Below are 21,644 nucleotides of genomic sequence, written 5' to 3' on the forward strand. Positions count from 1 at the left end.
TTCGGCAAAAATCTTGGGCTTTCACGGCTCCAGCGTGGCGCGCAGTGCGCCGCGCAGGGCGTTGCAGACCATCAGCTCTTCGGCGCGCGCCAGCGTCTCGCGCGTTATCACCGCCTCGCCGGCCTGCCACGCCGGATCGTCGAGCAGCACGCCGCGCATCACCCCTGGCAGCACGCCGCAGTGCAGCGCCGGCGTGAGCCACTTGCCATTTACCTTGACGAACACGCTGCTGCGGCCACCTTCGGTCAGCTCGCCGCGCTGGTTGAAAAACAGCGTGTCGAACGCGCCCTGCGCTTCGGCGTCGCGCCAGGCATTGTCGTAGCGGGTGCGCACGCTGGTCTTGTGGCGCAGGAACAGGTCGCCGGCTTCCGTGGTGTCTGGCGCCAGCAGCAGCCGTACCGGCTGCTGCAACGGCGCCAGGGGCGCGTGCTGCACGGTGAAGGCGCCCGACTGCGCCAGCGCCAGCCGCAGACGGAATTCCGCCACCGGTGCCAGGCCGTGTTGCGCCTCGTCCGCCAGCATGGCGCACGCCGCGTCCAGGTAGGCGTTGGCCGCCTTGTCGTCCCATGCGAAGCCGAAGTATCGGGCAGACGCCGCCATGCGCTGCAGGTGGCGCGCGCGGTGGCGCACGCCCTCGGTAGGCGTGACGTACATGGTCTCGAAAATCTCGAAGCTGTTGGCCAGCCCCGTCATGAAACGCGCCTTGAGGCGGCACTCGTCGTATTCGTCGCCGCTGGCGCTGTCGTACACGATGCCGGCGCCCACGCCCAGCTCGCCCTGCGCTACGCCGGTGGCAGTGTCGGGGGCGCTCAATGCCAGGGTGCGGATCGGCACCGCCAGGCAGAAGTCGCCGACCCTGTTTGCCGGCGCCGGATCGAACCAGCCGATGGCGCCCGTGTAGATGCCGCGTGGGTCGGGTTCGAGTTCGCGGATGATTTCCATGGCGCGGCGCTTGGGCGCGCCGGTAATCGAGCCGCATGGGTACAACGCCTCAAACACCTGCGCCAGCGTGGCGTCGGTGCGCAAGGTGGCGGTGATGGTGGAGGTCATTTGCAGCACGCTGCCGTAGCGCTGCACGTCGAACAGCGCTGGCACCTGCACGCTGCCGGTGGTGGCCACGCGCGCGATATCGTTGCGCAGCAGGTCGACGATCATCAGGTTTTCGGCGCGGTTTTTCGGATCTGCCGCCAGTGCGCGTGCGCGTTCGGCGTTCTCGTCTGCTTGCTGTGCCGCCGGCGCCGTGCCCTTCATCGGCCGCGCGGTCAGTAGGCCGCCCGCGTGGCGCACGAACAGCTCGGGCGACAGCGACAGCACTGCTGAACCATCGTCAAGCTGCACCAGCGCGCCGTAGGGCACCGGCTGGCGCGCGCGCAGCCGCGCATACAGCGCGTGGATGGCGCCAAAGGCGTCGAAGCGCAGCCGCATGGTGTAGTTGACCTGGTAGGTGTCGCCAGCTTCGATGTAGGCATGGATGCGCGCCAGCGCCGCATCGAACGCCGGCTGGTCGACATTGGCGCGCACGTTGGCGATGCCGGCCGGGCGCTCGATCGGAAACGAGTGCGCCGCCAGCCAGTCGCCTACTTCGGCCGCCGTTTTCAGTTCGCAGCGGCGAAACAGCAGCACCTGCGCCAGCGGCGCGGCAGGCGCCGTGGCAGCGATGCCCAGCAGCTGCTCGCCAAGTTCGTAGCTGCACAGCGTGACCGCATATTCGCCACGCGCCAGCGCCGCCTGCATGGTATCGAGCACCTGCGGCCAGTCGCCGATGGCGTTGCAGCGCAGCGTGGCTACGTGGTCGGTGTATAACCGCGACGTGGTGGTGACAGTGATGGCGCCGTCCAGCAGCGGGCTGGCGTCATCGAGCAGGGCGAAGCATTCGGCGGTCATGGACATCGCAATCGTTAACCGAGCAGCAGCGCGATCTGCAGCGCCGCGTCCTGGGTCGGGTTGTTCCTGAAGCCGCTCTTGGCGTAACGGTGCCAGCGGCCGATGACGAAGCTGGCCAGCATGGCCGCGCGCGGCGCCACTTCCGCTTCGCGGCCGTGGCCTTCGGTGGCGGCCACGCGCAAGGCCTGCTTGAGCGCGAGCTCCACCCGGTCGTAGAACTGGTTCATGCGCAGTTGCAGGCGCTCGTCTTCATTGACCAGCGCCTCGCCGATCAGCACCCGCGTCATGCCCGGGTTCTGGCTGGCGAAGTGCAGCAGCATGCCGACGATGTCGCGCGCCTGGGTCAGGCCGTCGTCGTGGCGCTCGGCGATCTGGTTGATCAGGCCAAAAACGCTGGACTCGATGAATTCGATCAGGCCCTCGAACATCTGCGCCTTGCTGGCGAAGTGGCGGTACAGCGCCGCCTCGGAAAAGCCCAGCTTGCGCGCCAGCGCAGCGGTGGTGATCTTGTCGCCCTTGGGCTGTTCCAGCATCTCCGCCAGCGCTTGCAGGATGTCCTGGCGGCGCTGGCCGGGCGGTGTGCTTGCCATGTGATCTCGCAGGTAGAAGTGAAGGTGGTCAGCGCAGGCGATGCAGCCGCGCCGGCAAGTTGCGGACAGATTTTACTTTGACATCGACGTAAGCGGGGCGGATCAGCCTTTTTTGTGGATGGGCGAGACCGGCAGTGTCGCGTAATGTCAGGTACTGCGTGACCCACGCCGTGTGCATGCCCAGCGCGTGGGCGCTGCGCAAATTGACCAGCGTGTCTTCGACCAGGATGCAGTTCGCTGGCCGCAGGCGGTGCATGCGCATCAGTTTGCGCAGCAGCAGTTTCGACGGCTTGGGTCGCAGCTGGCGATTGACCGTCATCGCTTCCACCGCCACCTGGTGGCCGAACGAACGATGCAGGCCGAGGTGGCGCAGCACCTGGGTGGCATAGCGGTGCGGCGCATTGGTGAGCAGGATCTTGCGGCCCGGCAGGCGGCGCAGCAGCTGGCGCAGTCCACGTTCGGCGCGGATCAGCGAGGCCAGGTCCTCGATGCTGTGGGTCTCGTGCAGGAAGTGCGCCGCCTGCACGTTGTGGTGCTTGACCAGTCCGAGCAGGGTGGCGCCGTAACGGCGCCAGTACTGGGTGCGCGCGGCATCGACCACGGCGTCACTGGCGGGCGTGATGCCGTCACCGAGCACGCGGGCGATGTACAGGTTCATATTGGCGACGATGGCCGGAAAAATCGCGTGCGAAGCGTTGTGCAGCGTGTTGTCCAGATCAAACAACCATACCGGCGAGGAAAGAGTAGTATTCACGAGACGATTTTTACAAAGACGAAGAGAGCCAAGACAGCCATGCGCCTGATTATAGTGATGTTCTACAGTTTGATCTGCCTCTTGGCCGGCCCGGCCCTGGCGCAAGCGCCGGCCACCACCATCCCCAATCGCGGCGCGCTGTTCAAGGTGGAGCAGGGCGCGCGCACCATGTACCTGTTCGGCACCATCCACGTGGGCGCCAGGGATTTCTATCCGCTCGAGCCGCGCCTGGCCGCCGCGTTGACACAGGCGCCGGTGCTGGCGCTGGAGATCGATCCGCTCGGCGACCAGCAGCGCCTGGCGCGGGCGCTGCAAAAATATGGGCTGGCCTTGAAGGGCGGCGCCTCGATGGCCACGCTCTCGCCCGAGTGGCGGGCGCGCCTGGACCGCCTGCTCAAGCAGTACCAGATCGCGCCGGAAGCGGTGGCCATGATGCGGCCGTGGATGTTGGCCAGCATGCTCACGGTGAGCGAGTTTGCCGCGCAAGGCTACGATCCGGCGCTGGCGGTGGACAGCTACCTGTCGCGCCAGGCCCACGACAGCGGCAAGAAGGTGATCGAGCTCGAATCGCCCGAAGCGCAGATGTCCCTGTTCGGCAAGCTGTCGGCCGCCGACCAGCTGGTGTTTTTGCAGGAGGCGATTGCCGGCATCGAAGACAAGGAGCAAGCCGACCAGTCGCGCGAGATCGCCGACGCCTGGCGCCACGCCGACGTCAAGGCGCTCGACGCGCTGGCGCAGAAGTCCGCCACCGACGACAGTTTTTCGGGACGCTTCGTGCAGAAGGTGTTGTTAGATGGCCGCAACCCGGCACTTGCGGACGCCATGGTGAAGCTGCTGGCGCGCGAAAACAACAGCGTGGCGGCGATCGGCGTGCTGCACCTGGTGGGCAAGGGAAGCGTGCCGGAACTGCTGCGCAAGCGCGGGCTGAAGGTCGAGCGGATCTACTAAAGCTGGGGGAGGGTACTGCCGGAGAGTGGTGCCCTTTACGTGGATTGAACACGTGGCCTCTCCCTTACCAAGGGAGTGCTCTACCACTGAGCTAAAAGGGCAAACTGGTGCGACGTACTACTGTGGCGACACACTTCGAAAACAGCGCGAAGTGCGTCGCCGTTTTTTCAGTGAGACCGGATCATAGTGCCAAATGCCTGTTCGGTCAACACTTCGAGCAATAAAGAGTGCTCGATGCGACCGTCGATGATGTGCACCGTGTTTACGCCCGACTTGGCAGCGTCGAGCGCTGACGAAATTTTAGGCAGCATGCCGCCCGAAATGGTGCCGTCGGCGAACATCTCGTCGATCTCGCGCGCCGACAGGTCGGTCACCAGGTTGCCCTGCTTGTCCTGGACGCCAGCGATATTGGTCATCATGATCAGCTTTTCGGCTTTCAGGATTTCGGCAATCTTGCCGGCGACGACGTCGGCGTTGATGTTGTAGGCCTGGCCGTCCTGGCCGAAACCGATCGGCGAAATGATCGGGATGAAGGCGTCGTCCTGCAGCGCCTTGACCACGGCCGGGTTAATGGCGTCGATCTCGCCGACAAAACCGATGTCGAGCGTCTGGCCCGGATTGTCCTTGTCGGGCATGGCCATCTTGCGGGCGCGGATCAGGCCACCGTCCTTGCCGGTCAGCCCCACTGCCTGGCCGCCGTAGTGGTTGATCAGCATGACGATGTCTTGCTGGACTTCGCCGCCCAGCACCCACTCCACCACTTCCATGGTTTCTTCGTCGGTGATGCGCATGCCTTGCACGAAGGTGCCTTGCTTGCCGATTTTCTTCAGGGCGTTGTCGATCTGCGGACCGCCGCCGTGCACCACGACCGGGTTCATGCCGACCAGCTTGAGCAGGATGACGTCGCGTGCGAAGCCGTGTTTCAGGCGTTCGTCGGTCATCGCGTTGCCGCCGTATTTGATGACGATGGTCTTGCCGTGGTAATTGCGGATGTACGGCAGTGCCTCAGCCAGGATCTGCGCCTTGATCTGCGGGGACACCGCGGTCAAATCGTCATTCATGCCTAAGTTAAGGTGAGAAAATTGGGTCATGGCGAGTCCGGTAAAGAAAGTGCAGCAATTTTACAGCCTGCGGCTGCGGTCAAGCACGCATTATAGGGCCATCTGGTTGTATTTTCAGCGTTCATCGGCTAGTCTGGCCGCCACCCTTGTCAAGACTGACCTATGAGCACCTGCGCGCGCTGCGGCGCCACCTTCTCCTGCGCCATGGCCGATGCCGATACGGCTGCCGCTGCGGTTACCCCGGCGGCGCCGTGCTGGTGCACCTACCTGCCGCCGGCGGTGCCGGTGCCGGACAATGCCGACGCGGCGGACCAGGTCGGCTGCTGGTGCCCGGCGTGCCTGCAACAGCACATCGCCAGCCTGCCTAAGGCTGCCCCACCAGCTAACTGACGGTGCGGAAGAACCGCAGCATCTCGCGGCTGGCGTCCGGTCCGCGCGAGTCGGTGTACGTGCCATGTTCGCTGCCGCCCGACCAGGCGTGGCCGGCGCCGTGCACCACCCAGTGTTCACCGAGCGGCGAGCCGTCTGCCTTGGTGTGGGTGGTCTGGGTATAGCGGTAGCCATTCGGTACCGCGCCCGATTGCACCGACGGATCCCCATCCTCGTCCTGGGTTTGCAAATGCTGGGCGATCACCTGCTCGCCATTGCGCGGGTTGACGGTGGTGTCGCTGTCGCCGTGGAACACGATGATCGGCTGCGAACCGTTGCCGGCCTTGGGCACGTTGATGTTGCTGGCGCCGCGCTTCATGGCCGACAGCGCCGACGACAAGTCGGTGGCCGAGGCGAACGGCAAGCCCGAATGCACGCCCACGGCTGCGAACAGTTCCGGGTACAGGGTGCCGACGATGACCGCCATGGCGCCACCGGCCGACAGCCCGGCCACGTACACCTGCTCCGGATTGACCGCGTAGTCGTCGCTGATTTTCCCGGCGATGCCGGCGATGATCGACGGCTCGCCCTGGCCGCGCTGCTGGTCGATGGCGTTGAACCAGTTCCAGCACTTGGACTGGTTGGCGCCCGATGTCTGCTCCGGGTACACCACCAGGCAGCCCGCTTCTTCGGCGACCTGGTTCATCTGGGTGCCGGCGGCGAAATCGTCGGGGTTCTGGGTGCAGCCGTGCAGCATCACCAGCAAGGGCATCGGCTGGCCGTTGTAGGTGGACGGGATGAACAGCTTGTAGTTGCGGCTGCCCGCGTGATTGGCATAGCTGCCGGTCTCGAAACGCGCGCCTTCGGGTAATGGCACTTGGGGCGTGTGCACGCCCGGGTGGCGCAAGGTGCCGAGGTCGATGCCGCGCTCGAAGCTGGCGGTCAAGTCGATCTTGATGCCCATTTTTTCCAGCATGTCCTGGGCGTAGGCGGCCGGGTTGATGGCGGGATTGGGGGCGGCGGCCGGCGCAGCGTCGGCTGCGGGCGCGGCCTTCGCTTCCGGTGCAGGCTTGGACTCCGGCGCCGGCTTGAAGGCGTGCCGCGCTTCGTCGGCAGGCGCCGCCACGGCCGCGGCTTCCGCCTGCGCAGGGGAGGCGGCTTTTGCCGAGGTGTAGTCGGGCGCGGGATTGAGGTCGCGCATGCCGCCCGGTGGTGCCTTGGGCGACGGTTGTGGGGTGTTCATTCGTTGTTCCTGAAGTTTTTGCTGCTGCTGCATCATGCTTTCGACTGCCTTGTGCAGCATCGCGGTGGCGCCCTTGCTGACGAGTTTTTGTGCTGCCTGTCGCATATGCGACATGAATGGAAGTTTCATGGTGTTCCCTTAATGGTGGATGCGGGGCGCCAGCGCGGTTTTCAGTACCGCGCTGGCATGCAGCGAACCTAAAACGAAAATCGAATCGATGGTGGCCAGCGCCAGTTCGACCGTGACGTCGCTGGCAATGCTGGCCAATCCCAGTACCTGGATGTGCAGCCGCTCGCCGGCTTCGCGGATGGCTTCGAGGTCGGCACGCGTGTAGTGCTGCATGCCGAGCACCAGGCTCTTGCGCGCCACCGTCTGCTTGACGACATCGGCGTGCTGGTTCAGCTGGTTGCGGATCGCGGTGCGGATCAAGTCCGTCCGGTTCGAATAAAAGCCCTCCTGCACCAGCAGGTCGATCTGGCCCAGGTCGATCGGGCCGAGGTTGATCGTGATCTTTTCCGAGTCGGCGGTCTTCAATTTTAATTCTTGCTTGGCCATAGTCTCCATCCGGTTACCATCTACATGGATGGTATTATAAGATCGATCTGCGGCAAATCAAGGTGCATCCGTGCATAATGTGGGTCATGAGTGCGCCAACTAACCCTATTCCTTCCCCTTGCGTAAGCCTGTGCAAGATGGACGTCGAACGCCAGTACTGCATGGGGTGCCTGCGCACCATCGATGAAATCATGGCCTGGTCCAAGGCCGACGATGCCTATAAACAGGCGGTCTGGGTGGCAATCGCCCGGCGCAGGGAAACGGTCTCGTTCGACGAAGACGGTTTCCAGCGCTGAAATAGAGCATGGCCCCTAGTTATGGCACGATCGTACTTTTTTCGATCTATAATCGTTTGACGTGTTTACCGATCAACCCATCTCAGCGAGTTCGCCATGGCCCTGCCTGCAGTGTTGCAAAACCTCTCACTTCCCGTCATCGCTTCACCGATGTTCATCGCCAGCGGTCCGGCGCTGGTGGCGGCGCAATGCAAGGCCGGCATTGTCGGCTCGTTCCCGGCGCTCAACGCCCGCCCGGCCGAACTGCTCGACGTGTGGCTGACCGACCTGAAAAAAGAGCTGGCTGACTACCAGGCGGCCAACCCCGATAAAAAAGTGGGCCCGATCGCAGTCAACCAGATCGTCCACCAGTCCAACGACCGCCTGGCCCACGACGTCGAGGTGTGCGTCAAGCACCAGGTGCCGATCATTATCTCGTCGCTGCGCGCGCCGCCGAAAGAGATGCTCGACGCCATCCACAGCTACGGCGGCATCGTGCTGCACGATATCGTCTCGATCCGCCACGCGGAAAAAGCGCTGGAAGCCGGTGTCGATGGCCTGATCCTGGTGGCGGCCGGCGCCGGCGGCCATGCCGGCACGCTGTCGCCGTTCGCGCTGGTGGGTGAAGTGCGTAAGTTCTTCAAGGGACCGATTGCGCTGTCGGGCTCGATCGCCACCGGCGACGCCATCCTGGCCGCGCAGGCCATGGGCGCCGATTTTGCCTACATCGGTTCGCGCTGGCTGGCCACGCAGGAGTCAAATGTGAGCGCTGACTATCGCGAAGCGATCGTGGAATCAACGGCTGCCGACGTCATCTACTCGAACCTGTTTACCGGCGTGCATGGCAATTACCTGAAAAAATCGATCGTCAACGCGGGCCTGGACCCGGATGCGCTGCCTGAGTCCGACAAGACCAGCATGAATTTCGGTTCGGGCAGCGCCAAGGCCTGGCGCGATATCTGGGGCGCCGGCCAGGGCGTGGGACTGATGGATGACATTCCAACCACGGCCGAGATGGTGGCGCGCCTGAAGCAGGAGTACGACGCCGCCCGCGCCCGGCTGGCGCTGTAAGGTAAATTATCTCAACGGTAATCTTTTCCGGTTGCCGTTAAGCTAAGATGGTTTCATCCAATCCGGGGAAACCATCTTGAACATTTCGCATGTTATTGCCGCCATTACCCTGGCGCTGCTGTCCACCGTGTCCACCGTTTGCGCGGCGCAGCCTGGATTGAAAATGAATGCGCAAGCTCAGGCGCTGTTCGACCAGGCCCAGGTGCTGTCGAGCCAGGGCAAGATGCAGGAGGCGCTGGCCAGGTATTCGGACGCTGCCAAGGCCGATCCGTCGTCGTCGGTCCCGCTGTCCAATATCGCCGAGCTGTTCCGCCAGGCCTCCGAGCAGGCCCAGGGCGAGCGCCAGGCCAAGCTGCGCCAGCAGGCGGAATCGCTGGTGTCCCAGATCCTGCAAAAGTTCCCCGACGAGCCGCTGGCCCACGAGGTGCAGCGCAAGCTCAGGGACAACCGGCCGCCGCCGCTGCACCAGGGCAGCCCGGCCGCGCAGGCGGAAATGACCCTGGGCGAAACCGCCTTTGCCCAGAACAAGCTGGACGTGGCGCTGGCCCACTACGAGCGCGCCGCCGCCATCGATCCCGCTTATTCCATGGCCTGGGTGTACGCCGGCGATTGCTACTATGCGCAGAAAAAATATGCCGAAGCGGAAACCCGCTACCGCAAGGGCGTGGAGATCGAGCCGCTCAATTCACAGGGCTGGCGCTACCTCTCCGATGCGCTGGCCTTCCAGGGCAAGCGCGGCGCGGCCGAGGATGCGCTGTTCGAAGGCATTGCCGCCCAGCCTAGCCAAGTACCGAACTGGATCAAGCTGGCGCAGTTGCGCGCTGCGGCCGGCTATCCTGTCACCCCGCTCAAGCTGGTGCGCAAGTCGTGGGGTAGCCTGAACCCCGACGACACGGCCGTGGTCCATCTCGACGAGGAATATGCGACGAAGGAAAAGGGCCGGCCTGCCGACGGCGCGTTCTGGTTGATGCTGGCCACCCAGCAAGTACTCGACCTGCGTGCACAAAAAGAAGGCAAGGCAGATCCTGCAACGCTGGCAGCCGAAGTGGCCAGGTGGCGCCTGGGATTGAAGGTAGTCGATGAAGTGACGGCCAATGGCGAGCCGGGGCTTGCCACGCCGGCGCTGAAAACCATGCAGATGCTCAACAAGGATGACGAGCTCGAAACAGCGTTGCTGCTGCTCGACTACCGCGAAGCGTGGCGCCCCGAGCTCGAATCCTGGAAGCGCGACCATCCGGGCGGCATCCGCAAGTTTGTCGACAAATACGGCGTGCGGCCTTAAGGATTAAGCAGGGGTTTGCAGCGCTTCCGGGCGGATCGCCCACAGGCCCGGCAGGTTGCGCCAGTAGCCGTACGCATCCATGCCGAAGCCGACCACGAAGCGGTTCGGAATGGTCAAGCCGACAATATCGGCATTGACCGGCTTGGTCTTGCCGATGGCCTTGTCGGCAAACACGGCCAGGATCACTTCGGCCGCGCCCATGTCTAGCAGGCGCTGCTTGACGTGGGCCAGCGTCTCGCCCTCGTCGAGGATATCGTCGAGCACGATCACGGTGCGGCCCGCCACGTTGGAGCGCGGCACCACTTTCCACACCACTTCGCCACCCTTGTCTTCGTCGCCGTAGCGGCTGACGTGGATGTAGTCGAACTCGAGCGGAAAAGTCAGTTGCGGCAGCAGGTTGCCGGTAAACACCACCGCGCCGCCCATCACGCCCAGCACCAGCGGAAACGCTTCGGCCTCCGGGTGGTTATAGCGGGCGTTCAGGTTGTCGGCCATGGCGGTGACGGCGGTGTCCACGGCCTGTTTGGTGAACAGTTCTTCCGCGTTTTGCAGCAGCGCGCGGGCGCGATTGTGGTGGAAATCTTGCATGATTTTCTCGGTAACAACGATGCCCGTCATTATCCTCCATCTGGCGATTTCCTGCGACGAAGTTGATTCTCTGCAACTTAGCCGTATTACGCCTGCGCGTCGCCGAGTATCTCGCGTTGGAGTTTTTTACTCAGCTTATGCAATATCAATTGATGGGCCCGCTTAATCAAGTCGATTAACTCGGCATCGCTCACGGTTTGAATATCCTCGATACGTATCCATTTGGCGCGCGCCAGATAAGGCGCGGGAATAATACCGTCCCGGCCGGTTAATCCGAGAAACAAATCGTCATCCACTTTCAAGCTCAAGCGCCTGGCGTGATGGCCGTTATCGGTGGCAGCAAACATTTTGCCGCCCACCGAAAACACCAGCGTCGATTCCCATTTCACGTCTTCGGTGGCGCCCGGCAAGGAGCGGCACAGCGCCTTGGCTTGTTGGATTTTCATCGCATTCCTCGCAGGAAGATAGTCCGGCGATTATACCGGGCAGGCCCCACGTGCCGGAATCTGGCAAACACGCGCCAATAACTGGCATAGGATGGACGAAAAACGAATGCAAAACGCCCGAAAAAAATACACGACCGCGTGGGGACAGTGATTCCAGGCGGGAACCAGTGCCTGGGCAATCGCGGTATCATAGGGGCACTGAATTGCCGCTCGCGGCGCAATGATCCCCACGCCTATGCCTACTCCTATGACTAATACCGACCACATCGCCGCGCGCCTGCTGCAATTGCGCGCCGCGATGCGCCAGCATGGTATCGACGCCCTCATGGTGCCGTCCGCCGATCCCCATTTATCGGAATATTTGCCGCCGCGCTGGCAGGGCCGTGAATGGCTCAGTCATTTCACCGGCTCGGTCGGCACCTTCATGATTACCCAGGAGTTTAGCGGTATCTGGACCGATGCCCGTTATTGGACCCAGGCCGAGCAGCAATTGGCCGGCAGTGGCATTCAGTTAATGAAGATAACATCGGGCGCCAGCGTGCAATATATCGACTGGCTGGCCGCGCATGTAAAAGCGGGGCAAACGGTGGCGGTCGATGGTGCGGTACTGGGATTATCGATTGCCCGCCTGTTACAGCAGGCGCTCGATGCGAAAGACGTCGTGCTGCGCTTCGACCTCGACCTGTTGAACGACATCTGGCACGACCGTCCCGGCTTGCCGCCAGCGCTGATCTACGAGCACCTGCCGCCGTACGCGTCCAAGAGCCGCAGCGGCAAACTGGCCGATTTGCGCAGCGCCATGCAGCAGCTGGGCGCCAACCGCCACGTCATCTCCACGCTCGACGATATTGCCTATCTATTCAATTTGCGCGGCGCCGACGTGCCGTTCAACCCGGTGTTCCTGGCCCACGCGCTGGTCACGGCCACGCGCGCCACCCTGTTCGTGGCCGACGGCAAGATCTCGCCCGAGCTGCGCGAGCAGCTGGCGCAGGAAGATATCGACGTGGCCCGTTACGACGGTTTTGGCGCCGCCCTGGCTGCGCTGGGGCCGGAGACCACCCTCTTGATCGACCCGCGCCGCATTACCTACGGCACCCGCCAGGCCATCCCGGCCAAGGCCAAGGTGGTGGAAGCGACCAATCCCACCACGCTGGCCAAGTCGCGCAAGAGCGAAGCTGACGCGGCCCACGTGCGCGCAGCGATGGAACACGACGGCGCCGCCCTGTGCGAATTTTTCTGCTGGTTAGATGCCACCCTGGCCGATCCGCAGCGCGCCACGCTCACTGAACTGACCATCGACGAGCAGATCACCGCTGCCCGGTCGCGCCGTCCCGGCTTTGTCAGCCCCAGTTTTGCCACCATCGCTGGGTACCAAGCTAACGGCGCGATCATGCATTACCGCGCCACGCCGGAACACCACGCCGTCATCGAAGGCGACGGCCTGCTGCTGATCGATTCGGGCGGCCAGTACCTGGGCGGCACCACCGACATTACCCGCGTGGTGGGCGTGGGCGCCATCTCGGCCGCGCACAAGCGCGACTTCACGCTGGTGCTCAAGGGCCTGATCGCGCTGTCGTCGGCCCACTTCCCGCGCGGGACCAGGTCGCCGATGCTCGACGCCATCGCCCGGGCGCCGCTGTGGGCGGCTGGCCTGGACTACGGCCACGGCACCGGCCACGGCGTCGGCTACTTCCTCAATGTGCACGAGGGGCCGCAGTCGATCTCGCCGTCGGCCATGCCCGAGCCGCACACGGCGATGGAGGCGGGCATGATCACCTCGATCGAGCCGGGCCTGTACCGCACCGGCCAGTGGGGCATCCGCCTCGAGAACCTGGTGCTCAACCGCACCGCCGGGCACACCGACTTCGGCGACTTTCTGCAGTTCGAAACGCTGACCCTGTGCCCGATCGACACCCGCTGCCTCGATGTCGCGCTGCTGCGCGACGACGAGCGGCGCTGGCTTAATGACTATCACGCCATGGTGCGCGAACGCCTGTCACCGCTGGTGACGGGCGCCACGCTGGCCTGGCTCAACTTACGTACGGAGACTATATGAGCGGACGCGCCACCCGCGCCACCTCGGCGCTCGATCGATTGAAAGCCCGCACCGGCAACCCGCGCTATTCGATGGCGCGCACCGGCGCCGGCCACTTTACGCTGAGCGAGGGGGCGGGCGAACCGCCGCTGTGCCCACCGCTCGAACTCGACGACTTCGTCGCGTTTGTGAACGGCATCTCACCGCTGGCGCCCAAGCGGGTGAGCAAGCTCGATATCGCTTTTGAAAAGCAGCTGACCAAGAAGCCTTCCACTTAAACCAGCTCACTTCACTCATAAGGCTGCACATGCCGGCAATCGATTTCCTGGGCGCGTACTGGTCCCAGCTGCAGGTGGCCACCAACCTGGTGATCCTGCTCAACCTGCTGGGGGCGCTGGCGCTGGGCCTGCTGGTCGGCTACGAGCGCTCGTACCACGGCCGCGCGGCCGGCATGCGCACCTATGGCCTGGTATGCATGGCGTCGGCCGCGCTCACCGTCATCGGCGGCTATCCGGGCCACTGGTTCGGCGGCCACGTGTCGCAGTACCTGATCAACTCCGATCCCACCCGCATCGTGCAAGGCATCGTCACCGGCATCGGTTTTCTCGGCGCCGGCGTGATCATGCGCGAAGGGTTCAATATCAGCGGCCTGACCACGGCCGCGTCGATCTGGGCCTCGGCCGTGATCGGCGTGATGGTGGGCGTGGGCTTTTACCTGGGCGCGATCGGGTTGGCCATCCTGTGCGCCGGCTCGATGATCCTGCTCACCCGGGTGGAGGCGTGGCTGCCGTCGCGCCACGCGATCGCCATTACCATGCGCTTCAAGGCCGGCTACCGGCCGCAGGAACAGGCGCTGCGCGACATGGCGCTGCAACGCGGCTATGAAATCGCCGGCGGCTCGCTGATGATCGGCAGCGACGGCGGCATGCAGGAGTGGCGCTTTGTTGCCATCGCCTTCAGCAAGCGCAGCGGCGCGCCGATGTCGGTGCTGTCGGCCGAACTGGCCGATTTCGACGGCATCCACAGTTTCCAACTCTCGCATGCAAGGAATTAACGTGACAGCACAGGCTCAGGAAGTACTGGATTTCTGGTTCACCCCCGACCCCGGCCAGCCGGCAGACGCCATGCGCACCGCCTGGTTCAAGAAGGACGCCGCCTTCGATGCCAAGATCCGCGACCGTTTCGGCGCACTGATCGACCAGGCCATCGGCGGCGGCTTGCAGGACTGGGACCAGCAGGACCCGGCCGGCGCGCTGGCGCGCATCCTGTTGCTCGACCAGTTTACCCGCAACGTCTACCGCGGCACGGCGCTGGCGTTTGCTGGCGATGCGCTGGCGCTGGCTGCCGCCCAGGCGCTGGTCGCTGCAGGCGACGACTTGGCGCTGGCGCCGCTGCAACGCAGCTTCGTGTATTTGCCGTACGAGCACGCCGAAGACCTGGCGCAGCAAGATTTGGCGGTGGCGCTGTATGCGCGCCTGGCCGCCGACCCGGCAGTGACCGCCTCGGCGGAACTGGCCAAGGGCATCGCCGGCATGCTCGACTACGCCCACAAGCACCATGCAGTGATTGCCCGCTTCGGCCGCTTCCCGCATCGCAACGCCATTCTGGACCGCCCGTCCACGCTGGAGGAGCAGGAATACCTGCGCCAGCCGGGCGCCGGTTTTTGATGGCGACCACGCTGAACCTGGTGGGCGCGGGGCACGTGGGCCGGGTGCTGGGTCGCTTGCTGGCGCGCCAGGGCGGCTTTGCCATCGGCCAGGTGCTCACGCGGTCGCCCGCCTCGGCGCGTCAGGCGGTGGGCTTCATCGGCGCCGGCCAGCCGGTCAAGCGCTACGACCAGTTGCAAGCGGCGGCTATCCACGTGCTGGCGGTGGGCGACGACCAGGTGGGGGCAGCCTGCGCGGCGCTGGCGGCGGCGGTGCCACTGGCGGGCAGCATCGTGTTCCATTGCAGCGGCGCGCTGGCCTCGAGCCACTTGCAGGCCGCGCGCGACGCCGGCGCGCTGGTGGCCAGCGTCCACCCGATCCGCAGCTTTGCCGATCCGGCGGCGGTGGCCGGCCACTTCGACGGCACCTATTGCGGCGTGGAAGGCGATGCTGGCGCGCTGGCGGTGCTGATGCCGATGTTGACCGCGATCGGGGCGCAGCCGGTGCCCATCGACGCCGGCGCCAAAACCGTGTATCACGCGGCGGCCGTGTTTGCCAGCAACTACCTGGTGACGGTGCTCGATGCGGCCCTGCGCGCCTACCAGGCGGCCGGGGTGCCCGAGGACGTGGCGCGGCGCATGGCGCAGCCACTGGCCACCGAATCGCTGGCCAATGTGTTCCGGCTCGGCGCCGCAGCCGCGCTCAGCGGGCCGATCGCGCGCGGCGACATGGCCACCGTCGCGCGCCAGCAGCAGGCGGTGTCGGCATGGGATGGGCCCACCGGCGCGCTGTATGGCAATCTGATCGAACCGACCACGGCGCTGGCGCGCAGAAAATCCCGTTGAGGGCAGAACGGTGCGGCGTTGCAGTTGAAATGCCACGAATTGTGAAATAACGATCGGAAACTACCCGGATTGATCGACAAACGCCTTGATAAGCAATAAGCTTGTTTCTCAGAATGTTTTTTCTAAGAAATTAGGCAGTTCACAAAAATGCCGAGCTTGCGTCAATTGTATAGGGGTACACCATGTTATTTTTGAAAAGCACCACCGTGACGAAAGCGCCGGGCATTTACGACGTCGACATCGCCGCCAAGCCGCCAGGCAAGACCTTCGGCGTCTTCATCGCCACCGATCCCGACCATCCACCGACCGCCGTGCTGGAAAAGCTGGCGGAGCTCGGTTTCAAGAATACCTATAGCGGCGGCTACACCCACAAGGACCGCGGCAAGGTGCTGGACCTGCATTTCCAGAAAGACGGCACCGACCTGTTCCAGGGCTGGAAAGCCGAAGAACTGGAAGGCAATATGGCGGCGATCACCGCCTTGTTCTCCAGCATCGGCATCGTCATCACCCCGCGCGTGATGTCGCTGGCCGAAGCGTACGCTTAAAGTCATCCGCAAGCTTGCCGGCGCGGTGCCGGCGAGGTGCCGGTAGTATCATGGCGCGTATGGATTTATTCGACGACGCCACTGCACTGACCGCCATCCCGATCGAGGATGGCCGGCTCGCTTTCCAGCAGCGCCTCGACCTCGACCTTTCCCCGCAAGATGTGTTTTGCCGCCTGCGCGACGAGACCGACTGGCGCGCCGAACAGATTCAGGTGTGGGGCAAGCTGCACCTGCAGCCGCGCCTGTCTGCCTGGCATGGCACGGCGCGCTACCGCTATTCCGGCAAAACCTTCGAGCCGCAGCCGTTTACGCCGCTGCAACTGCACATCAAGCAGGCAGTGGAACTGGCCACCGGCTGCCGCTTCAACAGCGTACTGCTCAATTACTACCGCGACGAGCGCGACAGCATGGGTTTCCACGCCGACGACGAACCCGAGCTCGGCCCCGAACCGGCCATCGCCTCGGTCAGCTTCGGCGCCCCGCGCACCTTCATCCTCAAGCACCGCACCGTGCCGAAGACCGTCAAGCTGGCGCTGGGCGACGGCTGCCTGCTGTTGATGGCCGGTACCTTGCAACAGCACTGGACCCATGGCATCAACAAGGAGCGCACGGCGCGCGGCCCGCGTATCAACCTTACTTTCAGGCTGATTTCAGGCTGATCGTGTGAGTTGGCGCACCGGTCTACTCTTCTGGCAGGGGTGTTTGGCCAAACTCTTAAGCTTGCTTTAAGTTTGGTCGTAACACGATTTTACCAAGATTCGTTCGGCTCACATCTCGTTACACTTATTACTAATTCGGTCGTGACGCATGCGACTTGTGGTGGTATCTTGAACACATCGCGATTCAACACAGAGAGAATTGCGATCCCAAGCAAGCCCTACACCACTTTTGCTGAAAGATCGAGATCATGAAAAAAATTATCCTTGCCGTTATTGCTTCCGCAGCCGCCCTGGCTGGTACCTCCGCCTACGCCGATGACGCCGGCACCGGCTACGTCGGCGTTGGCGCCGTCGGCAGCAAATACGAATTCAACGCACCGGGCGCAGTCAGTGGCGAAAACCACAGCGGCTACAAGGCTGGCGGCAAAATCTACGGTGGTTACAACATCGACCCTACCTGGGCGGTGGAAGCCGGTTACACCGACTTCGGTAAAAAATCGTACAACTACACGTCCGGCGGTCTGCCAGGCGGTGTGAATACCGATGCCCACTCGTACTACGTGGCCGGTAAAGGCACCTGGCCAATCAACCAGCAAATCTCGCTGTTCGGCAAGCTGGGCGCCGCTCGCAACACCAATGAAGTCAATACCTCGGGTATCGCTTCGGTGAACGGCGATAAGAACAAGACCGCGCTGTATGCGTCGGTCGGTGCCGAGTACGCTGTGAATAACAACGTCAAAGTTTCGCTGGAATACGAAAACTACGGCAAGAACGACATCGACACCGGTCGTAAAAGCGGTGCTGTGACTGCCGGCGTGCGTTACGCTTTCTAAGCACCAGCTAGTTCAAACGAAAAAGCCACCGGTTCAGATCGAACCGGTGGCTTTTTGCGTGCCGAGGGGACTTAGTGCCGGACTTAATGTACCGTGCCCGGCAGCTGGAACATGCCTACCACCCGCAGCAGGTCGAGTGCCTGGTCGCGCATGCTCTGCGCTGCGGCCGCCGATTGCTCGACCAACGCGGCGTTGCGTTGGGTCAGGTCATCCATCTCGGTGATGGCGCTGTTGACCTCCTCGATGCCGCTGGTCTGGCGCTGGGTGGCCACCGTGATCTCGTTCATGATATCGGTGACATGGCGTACCGAGGCAACGATGTTGTCCATGGTCTGGCCAGCGGTGTCGGCCAGCGCGCTGCCGTTGGCCACCTCGGCCATGGAGTCCTCGATCAGGCCCTTGATTTCTCGCGCCGCCTGCGCCGAGCGTTGCGCCAGCGCGCGCACCTCGGTGGCCACCACCGCAAAGCCGCGCCCCTGTTCGCCAGCGCGTGCCGCCTCCACTGCCGCGTTGAGCGCCAGGATGTTGGTCTGGAAAGCGATCGCGTCGATCACGCCAATGATGTCACCCACGCGGCTCGAGCTGGCCTTGATCGAGGCCATCGTCTCGACCACCTGGCCCACGACCTGGCCGCCTTGCAGCGCCACGCCAGATGCCGACACCACCAGCTCGTTGGCGTGGCGCGCATGGCCGGCGTTCTCGCGCACCGCCCCGGTCAGCTCGTGCATGGACGCGGCGGTTTGCTGCAACGAGCTGGCCTGCGACTCGGTGCGCGCCGACAGGTCGGCGTTGCCTTGGGCAATTTCGCTCGCTTCCTGGGTGATGGTGCTGCCGACGTTGCGGATGTCGCCCAGCAGGCGTCGCCAATTTTCCACCACGGTCGAGAGCGCCCGTGCCAGCGCGCCGAGCTCGTCGTCGCTTTGCACGCTGATGTCGGTGGCCAGGTCGCCAGCAGCGAGCCGCTCGGCGGCGGCGCAGGTGGCGGCGATGGGCCGCAGCACGCTCCGCGTGACCCAGCTGGTGAGCACCACCAGGGCGGCAAAGCCGACCAGCGTGGTGAGCAGCGTAATCCAGTTGGCCCGGCGGTTGGCGTCCTTGCCTTGTTGCAGCGCCTGGTCGGTTTCGTGGTCAAGATTGGCCACCACCGTAGCCAGCAGCGTCCGTACTTTCTGGTAGTGGCCGTCAGCGCCCTGCATAGCCGCCACGCCGGTGTTCGGATCCATCGACGCCAGGTCGAGCGCCTGCGCCACGCTGGCGCGGTACTGGTCCACCAGCGGCAAGGCCTGCGCGGCGGCGGCAGCGCCCGGCAAGGCACGCAACTGGTCGAGCGCCTTGCTGATCGTGCCCAGGCTGCTGTTGGCCTGTTCGCCGTACTGTTTGAGTTCGGTTTCGGTCAGGCTGCCCGCGATGGCAATCCTGGCATACGTGGCGGCATGCACCTGGCCCAGCGCGATACTTTGCTGGCTGGCCTGCTGCAACGCCGAGAAGGTCACGTCCTTCAAGCCCTGCATCCGGCGTTCGTCTTCCTGCATGGCAAAATACGACACGCCACCGAGGAATACCAGGCCCGCCATGGCGGCTGCCGGGACTATCAGCAATTTGTGTGCGATCTTCACGATCCCTCCAGGCGTGCCGGTTGGCGGCCGCAGCCGCATGGGGAGGGGATTACAGGTAAACGCCGCCGCAGACCACGGTCTCGGTCAGCTTTTCGCAGTACATCTGCTTGGGCTCGATCTTCTTGGTTTCCGGATTGGTGAACTTGTAGTTTTGCCAGAAGCTGTTCTTGCTCTTGGCCATGTCGACGCGTTCCTTGATGAACGCCTTGCCGTCGATGTCCTTCAGTTCGATCAGGTTCTTGCCGACCATCTTGGCATTGCTGCCGTGCGCCAGCACCGTACCATCGCTGCGGTACACCACGATGTACAGGTCGCGGTCGACAAATTGCGGCGCCTTGGCGGTAAAGTCGGCATAGGCCTTGGTGTCGCCGGTACTCTTGATGTGGGCCACGGCTTTCTTGACCATGGCTTCGGCATCGGCGCGGGTGGCGCCGCCGTCGGCGGCCTGTGGCGACGACATCAACAAGAGCAGGGCGGAAGCGGCAACGAGCAGGCGGGGCTGGACCATGATGTTCTTTTCCTGGTAATGCCGGATCCTGCCGGCGATGTCTTATAGTAGCGCGGCGGAAATTTCAGTGAGTGTCTGGCGGAAGATAAGTCGCCAGATGATGCCTTTTGGCAACGCTAGCATTGCGCTAGCCATGGCGTGTGGGAGTGTACTGCTGCGGGGCCCGGCCGTGTGGCCGTGCCCGCGCGTGGTGCTGCAATTACGTCGTCAGTGGCTTGTAACGAATACGCTTGGGCTTGGCGCCTTCTTCGCCGAGGCGCTTCTTCTTGTCCGCTTCGTATTCCTGGTAGTTACCGTCGAAGAAGGTCACTTGCGAGTTGCCTTCGAAGGCCAGGATGTGGGTGGCGATACGGTCGAGGAACCAGCGATCGTGCGAGATCACCATCACCGAGCCGGCGAACTCGAGCAGCGCGTCTTCCAGTGCGCGCAGGGTTTCCACGTCCAGGTCGTTCGACGGTTCATCGAGCAGCAGCACGTTGCCGCCCTTGAGCAGGGTCTTGGCCAGGTGCAGGCGGCCGCGTTCACCACCGGACAGGTTGCCGACGATCTTTTGCTGGTCGCCGCCCTTGAAGTTGAAGCGGCCCAGGTAGGCGCGCGACGGCATTTCGAAGCGGCCCACGCTCAGGATGTCGGCGCCGCCGGACACGTCCTCGAACACGGTCTTGTTGTTGGCCAGCTCGTCGCGGCTCTGGTCCACCAGCGAGATGCGCGCGGTCTGGCCGATCGCCACTTCGCCGCTGTCCGGTTTGTCGATGCCGGCGATCATCTTGAACAGGGTCGACTTACCGGCGCCGTTGGGGCCGATGATGCCGACGATCGCGCCTGGCGGCACGGTGAACGACAGGTTGTCGATCAGCAGGCGCTCGCCGAACGCTTTCGAGACGTTCTTGAATTCGATCACTTCGTTGCCGAGGCGCTCGGCGACCGGGATGAAGATCTCCTGGGTCTCGTTGCGCTTCTGGTATTCGTGTTCGCTCAGCTCGTTAAAGCGGGCCAGGCGGGCTTTCGACTTGGCCTGGCGCGCCTTCGGATTCTGGCGCGACCACTCGAGTTCCTTCTGCAACGCTTTCTGGCGCGCCGATTCGGTCGATTCTTCCTGCTTCAGGCGGTCCTGCTTCTGTTCCAGCCACGACGAGTAATTACCCTTCCACGGGATGCCATGGCCACGGTCGAGCTCGAGAATCCATTCGGCGGCGTTGTCGAGGAAGTAGCGATCGTGGGTAATGCCGACCACGGTGCCCGGGAAGCGCAGCAGGAATTGCTCGAGCCATTCGACCGATTCGGCATCTAGGTGATTGGTTGGTTCGTCGAGCAGCAGCATGTCGGGCTTGGACAGCAGCAGCTTGCACAGCGCCACGCGGCGCTTTTCACCGCCGGACAGCACGCCGATCTTGGCGTCCCATGGCGGCAGGCGCAGCGCGTCGGCAGCCATTTCCAGTTGCAGGTTCAGGTTGCCGCCGTCGGACGAGGCGATGATCGCTTCCAGGCGGCCCTGCTCGGCAGCGAGGGCGTCGAAGTCGGCGTCTTCCTCGGCGTAGGCCGCGTACACGGCGTCGAGCTTGGCTTGTGCTTCGAACACTTCGCCCAGGCCTGATTCCACTTCCTGGCGCACGGTTTTTTCCGGGTCGAGCTGTGGTTCCTGCGGCAGATAGCCGATGTTCAGGCCCGGCATCGGGCGCGCTTCGCCCTGGATGTCGGTATCGATGCCTGCCATAATTTTGAGCAAGGTCGATTTACCGGAGCCGTTCAGGCCCAGCACGCCAATTTTTGCGCCCGGGAAGAAGGAGAGTGAAATATCCTTGAGGATCTGGCGTTTCGGCGGGACAATTTTGCCCACGCGGTTCATGGTATAGACGTAATTTGCCATTCAGTGTCTCGGTGAAATGATGAG

At 63.7% G+C, this 21,644-nt stretch carries 24 protein-coding genes and 1 tRNA gene; 13 read left to right on the forward strand and 12 right to left on the reverse strand.

The genetic code is table 11. The annotated features are described in order from the left end of the window. Positions 1-21: 21 nt before the first annotated feature. From pabB to J2X54_RS01575, 3 genes are read right to left on the reverse strand one after another with little or no spacing between them, the layout of a single operon-like run. Positions 22-1,884, reverse strand: a complete 1,863-nt coding sequence (pabB, locus tag J2X54_RS01565) for an aminodeoxychorismate synthase component I (RefSeq protein ID WP_310177003.1) — start codon at positions 1,882-1,884, stop codon at positions 22-24. Between the two features lie 14 nt (positions 1,885-1,898). After that, positions 1,899-2,474 carry a nucleoid occlusion factor SlmA gene (gene slmA / locus J2X54_RS01570; RefSeq protein WP_310177005.1) on the reverse strand — a complete coding sequence of 192 codons (576 nt, stop codon included), beginning with the start codon at positions 2,472-2,474 and terminating at the stop codon, positions 1,899-1,901. Positions 2,475-2,502: 28 nt separating this feature from the next. Then, positions 2,503-3,228 carry a pyrimidine 5'-nucleotidase gene (locus tag J2X54_RS01575; RefSeq protein ID WP_310177008.1) on the reverse strand — a complete coding sequence of 242 codons (726 nt, stop codon included), beginning with the start codon at positions 3,226-3,228 and terminating at the stop codon, positions 2,503-2,505. Positions 3,229-3,267: 39 nt separating this feature from the next. Between J2X54_RS01575 and J2X54_RS01580 the strand changes: the two genes are divergently transcribed. Beyond that, positions 3,268-4,176, forward strand: a complete 909-nt coding sequence (locus J2X54_RS01580) for a TraB/GumN family protein (protein ID WP_084640825.1) — start codon at positions 3,268-3,270, stop codon at positions 4,174-4,176. Positions 4,177-4,202: 26 nt separating this feature from the next. Here the strand turns inward: J2X54_RS01580 and J2X54_RS01585 are convergent. Both J2X54_RS01585 and argB read right to left on the reverse strand, forming a co-directional pair. Next, positions 4,203-4,277: transfer RNA gene (locus tag J2X54_RS01585), tRNA-Thr, on the reverse strand. A gap of 66 nt (positions 4,278-4,343) precedes the next feature. After that, entirely contained in the window at positions 4,344-5,237 is an 894-nt protein-coding gene (gene argB, locus J2X54_RS01590; RefSeq protein WP_026637672.1) for an acetylglutamate kinase, read from the reverse strand. A gap of 162 nt (positions 5,238-5,399) precedes the next feature. Between argB and J2X54_RS01595 the strand changes: the two genes are divergently transcribed. Then, positions 5,400-5,627, forward strand: a complete 228-nt coding sequence (locus J2X54_RS01595; RefSeq protein WP_310177012.1) for a cysteine-rich CWC family protein — start codon at positions 5,400-5,402, stop codon at positions 5,625-5,627. Here J2X54_RS01595 and J2X54_RS01600 read toward each other — a convergent pair. Beyond that, positions 5,620-6,849, reverse strand: a complete 1,230-nt coding sequence (locus tag J2X54_RS01600) for an alpha/beta hydrolase family esterase (RefSeq protein WP_404990872.1) — start codon at positions 6,847-6,849, stop codon at positions 5,620-5,622. The genes J2X54_RS01595 and J2X54_RS01600 overlap by 8 nt on opposite strands. A 138-nt stretch (positions 6,850-6,987) precedes the next feature. Further along, complete coding sequence (locus tag J2X54_RS01605) at positions 6,988-7,404, reverse strand: hypothetical protein (RefSeq protein WP_056142569.1); 417 nt, start codon at positions 7,402-7,404, stop codon at positions 6,988-6,990. 86 nt (positions 7,405-7,490) lie between these two features. Between J2X54_RS01605 and J2X54_RS01610 the strand changes: the two genes are divergently transcribed. The 3 genes from J2X54_RS01610 (at position 7,491) to J2X54_RS01620 (ending at position 10,032) form a co-directional block, all read left to right on the forward strand. Next, positions 7,491-7,700: a DUF1289 domain-containing protein gene (locus J2X54_RS01610; RefSeq protein ID WP_310177015.1), complete on the forward strand. Its 210-nt coding sequence runs from the start codon at positions 7,491-7,493 to the stop codon at positions 7,698-7,700. Between the two features lie 96 nt (positions 7,701-7,796). Then, positions 7,797-8,750 (forward strand): nitronate monooxygenase family protein, encoded by a 954-nt coding sequence (locus J2X54_RS01615; protein WP_070250731.1) that lies wholly within the window; start codon positions 7,797-7,799, stop codon positions 8,748-8,750. A gap of 76 nt (positions 8,751-8,826) precedes the next feature. Next, on the forward strand, positions 8,827-10,032 hold the full coding sequence (locus tag J2X54_RS01620; protein WP_310177020.1) for a tetratricopeptide repeat protein: 1,206 nt from the start codon (positions 8,827-8,829) through the stop codon (positions 10,030-10,032). Between the two features lie 3 nt (positions 10,033-10,035). Here J2X54_RS01620 and J2X54_RS01625 read toward each other — a convergent pair whose 3' ends face one another. Together J2X54_RS01625 and J2X54_RS01630 are read right to left on the reverse strand one after the other, a co-directional pair. Beyond that, entirely contained in the window at positions 10,036-10,620 is a 585-nt protein-coding gene (locus tag J2X54_RS01625) for a hypoxanthine-guanine phosphoribosyltransferase (RefSeq protein WP_310177022.1), read from the reverse strand. An 86-nt stretch (positions 10,621-10,706) separates the two neighbouring features. Beyond that, a complete protein-coding gene (locus J2X54_RS01630) occupies positions 10,707-11,066 on the reverse strand; it encodes an MmcQ/YjbR family DNA-binding protein (protein ID WP_070250727.1) in 360 nt (119 codons plus the stop codon). Between the two features lie 247 nt (positions 11,067-11,313). Between J2X54_RS01630 and J2X54_RS01635 the strand changes: the two genes are divergently transcribed. The 8 genes from J2X54_RS01635 to J2X54_RS01670 all read left to right on the forward strand — a co-directional run bounded on the left by J2X54_RS01635 (position 11,314) and on the right by J2X54_RS01670 (position 17,629). Then, positions 11,314-13,122, forward strand: a complete 1,809-nt coding sequence (locus tag J2X54_RS01635; RefSeq protein WP_310177026.1) for an aminopeptidase P family protein — start codon at positions 11,314-11,316, stop codon at positions 13,120-13,122. Beyond that, positions 13,119-13,379, forward strand: coding sequence for a hypothetical protein (locus J2X54_RS01640; protein ID WP_310177028.1), 261 nt, complete (start codon positions 13,119-13,121; stop codon positions 13,377-13,379). The genes J2X54_RS01635 and J2X54_RS01640 overlap by 4 nt, the downstream gene beginning before the upstream one ends. Before the next feature lie 29 nt (positions 13,380-13,408). Then, the gene (locus tag J2X54_RS01645) at positions 13,409-14,155 is read left to right on the forward strand and encodes an MgtC/SapB family protein (RefSeq protein ID WP_070250721.1); all 747 of its coding nucleotides are present in this window, start codon (positions 13,409-13,411) and stop codon (positions 14,153-14,155) included. Position 14,156: 1 nt separating this feature from the next. Then, entirely contained in the window at positions 14,157-14,768 is a 612-nt protein-coding gene (locus tag J2X54_RS01650) for a DUF924 family protein (RefSeq protein ID WP_310177032.1), read from the forward strand. Continuing rightward, a complete protein-coding gene (locus tag J2X54_RS01655; protein WP_310177034.1) occupies positions 14,768-15,592 on the forward strand; it encodes a DUF2520 domain-containing protein in 825 nt (274 codons plus the stop codon). The genes J2X54_RS01650 and J2X54_RS01655 overlap by 1 nt, the downstream gene beginning before the upstream one ends. Positions 15,593-15,774: 182 nt before the next feature. Beyond that, positions 15,775-16,137: a hypothetical protein gene (locus tag J2X54_RS01660; RefSeq protein WP_310177036.1), complete on the forward strand. Its 363-nt coding sequence runs from the start codon at positions 15,775-15,777 to the stop codon at positions 16,135-16,137. 59 nt (positions 16,138-16,196) lie between these two features. Then, positions 16,197-16,796 carry an alpha-ketoglutarate-dependent dioxygenase AlkB gene (locus J2X54_RS01665; RefSeq protein ID WP_310177038.1) on the forward strand — a complete coding sequence of 200 codons (600 nt, stop codon included), beginning with the start codon at positions 16,197-16,199 and terminating at the stop codon, positions 16,794-16,796. Positions 16,797-17,044: 248 nt separating this feature from the next. Next, complete coding sequence (locus tag J2X54_RS01670) at positions 17,045-17,629, forward strand: outer membrane beta-barrel protein (RefSeq protein ID WP_070250713.1); 585 nt, start codon at positions 17,045-17,047, stop codon at positions 17,627-17,629. Positions 17,630-17,712: 83 nt separating this feature from the next. On the opposite strand, the gene J2X54_RS01675 is transcribed toward J2X54_RS01670, so the two are convergent. The 3 genes from J2X54_RS01675 to ettA form a co-directional block, all read right to left on the reverse strand. Further along, on the reverse strand, positions 17,713-19,245 hold the full coding sequence (locus J2X54_RS01675; protein ID WP_310177041.1) for a methyl-accepting chemotaxis protein: 1,533 nt from the start codon (positions 19,243-19,245) through the stop codon (positions 17,713-17,715). 49 nt (positions 19,246-19,294) lie between these two features. Next, a complete protein-coding gene (locus tag J2X54_RS01680; protein WP_310177043.1) occupies positions 19,295-19,753 on the reverse strand; it encodes a cache domain-containing protein in 459 nt (152 codons plus the stop codon). A gap of 199 nt (positions 19,754-19,952) precedes the next feature. Next, positions 19,953-21,620 (reverse strand): energy-dependent translational throttle protein EttA, encoded by a 1,668-nt coding sequence (ettA, locus tag J2X54_RS01685; protein WP_070250707.1) that lies wholly within the window; start codon positions 21,618-21,620, stop codon positions 19,953-19,955. Positions 21,621-21,644 lie beyond the last annotated feature (24 nt).

It is taken from the genome of Duganella sp. 3397 (assembly GCF_031456625.1).
Classification (GTDB): Bacteria; Pseudomonadota; Gammaproteobacteria; order Burkholderiales; family Burkholderiaceae_D; genus Rugamonas; species Rugamonas phyllosphaerae.

Bases quoted from the DNA above. Each gene is read 5' to 3' on its own strand.
- J2X54_RS01655 (WP_310177034.1), top strand. From the start codon at position 14,768: ATGGCGACCACGCTGAACCTGGTGGGCGCGGGGCACGTGGGCCGGGTG.
- J2X54_RS01665 (WP_310177038.1), top strand. From the start codon at position 16,197: ATGGATTTATTCGACGACGCCACTGCACTGACCGCCATCCCGATCGAG.
- J2X54_RS01670 (WP_070250713.1), top strand. From the start codon at position 17,045: ATGAAAAAAATTATCCTTGCCGTTATTGCTTCCGCAGCCGCCCTGGCT.
- J2X54_RS01630 (WP_070250727.1), bottom strand. From the start codon at position 11,066: ATGAAAATCCAACAAGCCAAGGCGCTGTGCCGCTCCTTGCCGGGCGCC.
- J2X54_RS01680 (WP_310177043.1), bottom strand. From the start codon at position 19,753: ATGGTCCAGCCCCGCCTGCTCGTTGCCGCTTCCGCCCTGCTCTTGTTG.
- J2X54_RS01645 (WP_070250721.1), top strand. From the start codon at position 13,409: ATGCCGGCAATCGATTTCCTGGGCGCGTACTGGTCCCAGCTGCAGGTG.
- argB (WP_026637672.1), bottom strand. From the start codon at position 5,237: ATGAATGACGATTTGACCGCGGTGTCCCCGCAGATCAAGGCGCAGATC.
- pabB (WP_310177003.1), bottom strand. From the start codon at position 1,884: ATGACCGCCGAATGCTTCGCCCTGCTCGATGACGCCAGCCCGCTGCTG.
- J2X54_RS01610 (WP_310177015.1), top strand. From the start codon at position 7,491: ATGAGTGCGCCAACTAACCCTATTCCTTCCCCTTGCGTAAGCCTGTGC.
- ettA (WP_070250707.1), bottom strand. From the start codon at position 21,620: ATGGCAAATTACGTCTATACCATGAACCGCGTGGGCAAAATTGTCCCG.
- J2X54_RS01640 (WP_310177028.1), top strand. From the start codon at position 13,119: ATGAGCGGACGCGCCACCCGCGCCACCTCGGCGCTCGATCGATTGAAA.
- J2X54_RS01615 (WP_070250731.1), top strand. From the start codon at position 7,797: ATGGCCCTGCCTGCAGTGTTGCAAAACCTCTCACTTCCCGTCATCGCT.
- J2X54_RS01625 (WP_310177022.1), bottom strand. From the start codon at position 10,620: ATGCAAGATTTCCACCACAATCGCGCCCGCGCGCTGCTGCAAAACGCG.
- J2X54_RS01635 (WP_310177026.1), top strand. From the start codon at position 11,314: ATGACTAATACCGACCACATCGCCGCGCGCCTGCTGCAATTGCGCGCC.
- J2X54_RS01580 (WP_084640825.1), top strand. From the start codon at position 3,268: ATGCGCCTGATTATAGTGATGTTCTACAGTTTGATCTGCCTCTTGGCC.
- J2X54_RS01605 (WP_056142569.1), bottom strand. From the start codon at position 7,404: ATGGCCAAGCAAGAATTAAAATTGAAGACCGCCGACTCGGAAAAGATC.
- J2X54_RS01595 (WP_310177012.1), top strand. From the start codon at position 5,400: ATGAGCACCTGCGCGCGCTGCGGCGCCACCTTCTCCTGCGCCATGGCC.
- J2X54_RS01600 (WP_404990872.1), bottom strand. From the start codon at position 6,849: ATGAACACCCCACAACCGTCGCCCAAGGCACCACCGGGCGGCATGCGC.
- slmA (WP_310177005.1), bottom strand. From the start codon at position 2,474: ATGGCAAGCACACCGCCCGGCCAGCGCCGCCAGGACATCCTGCAAGCG.
- J2X54_RS01660 (WP_310177036.1), top strand. From the start codon at position 15,775: ATGTTATTTTTGAAAAGCACCACCGTGACGAAAGCGCCGGGCATTTAC.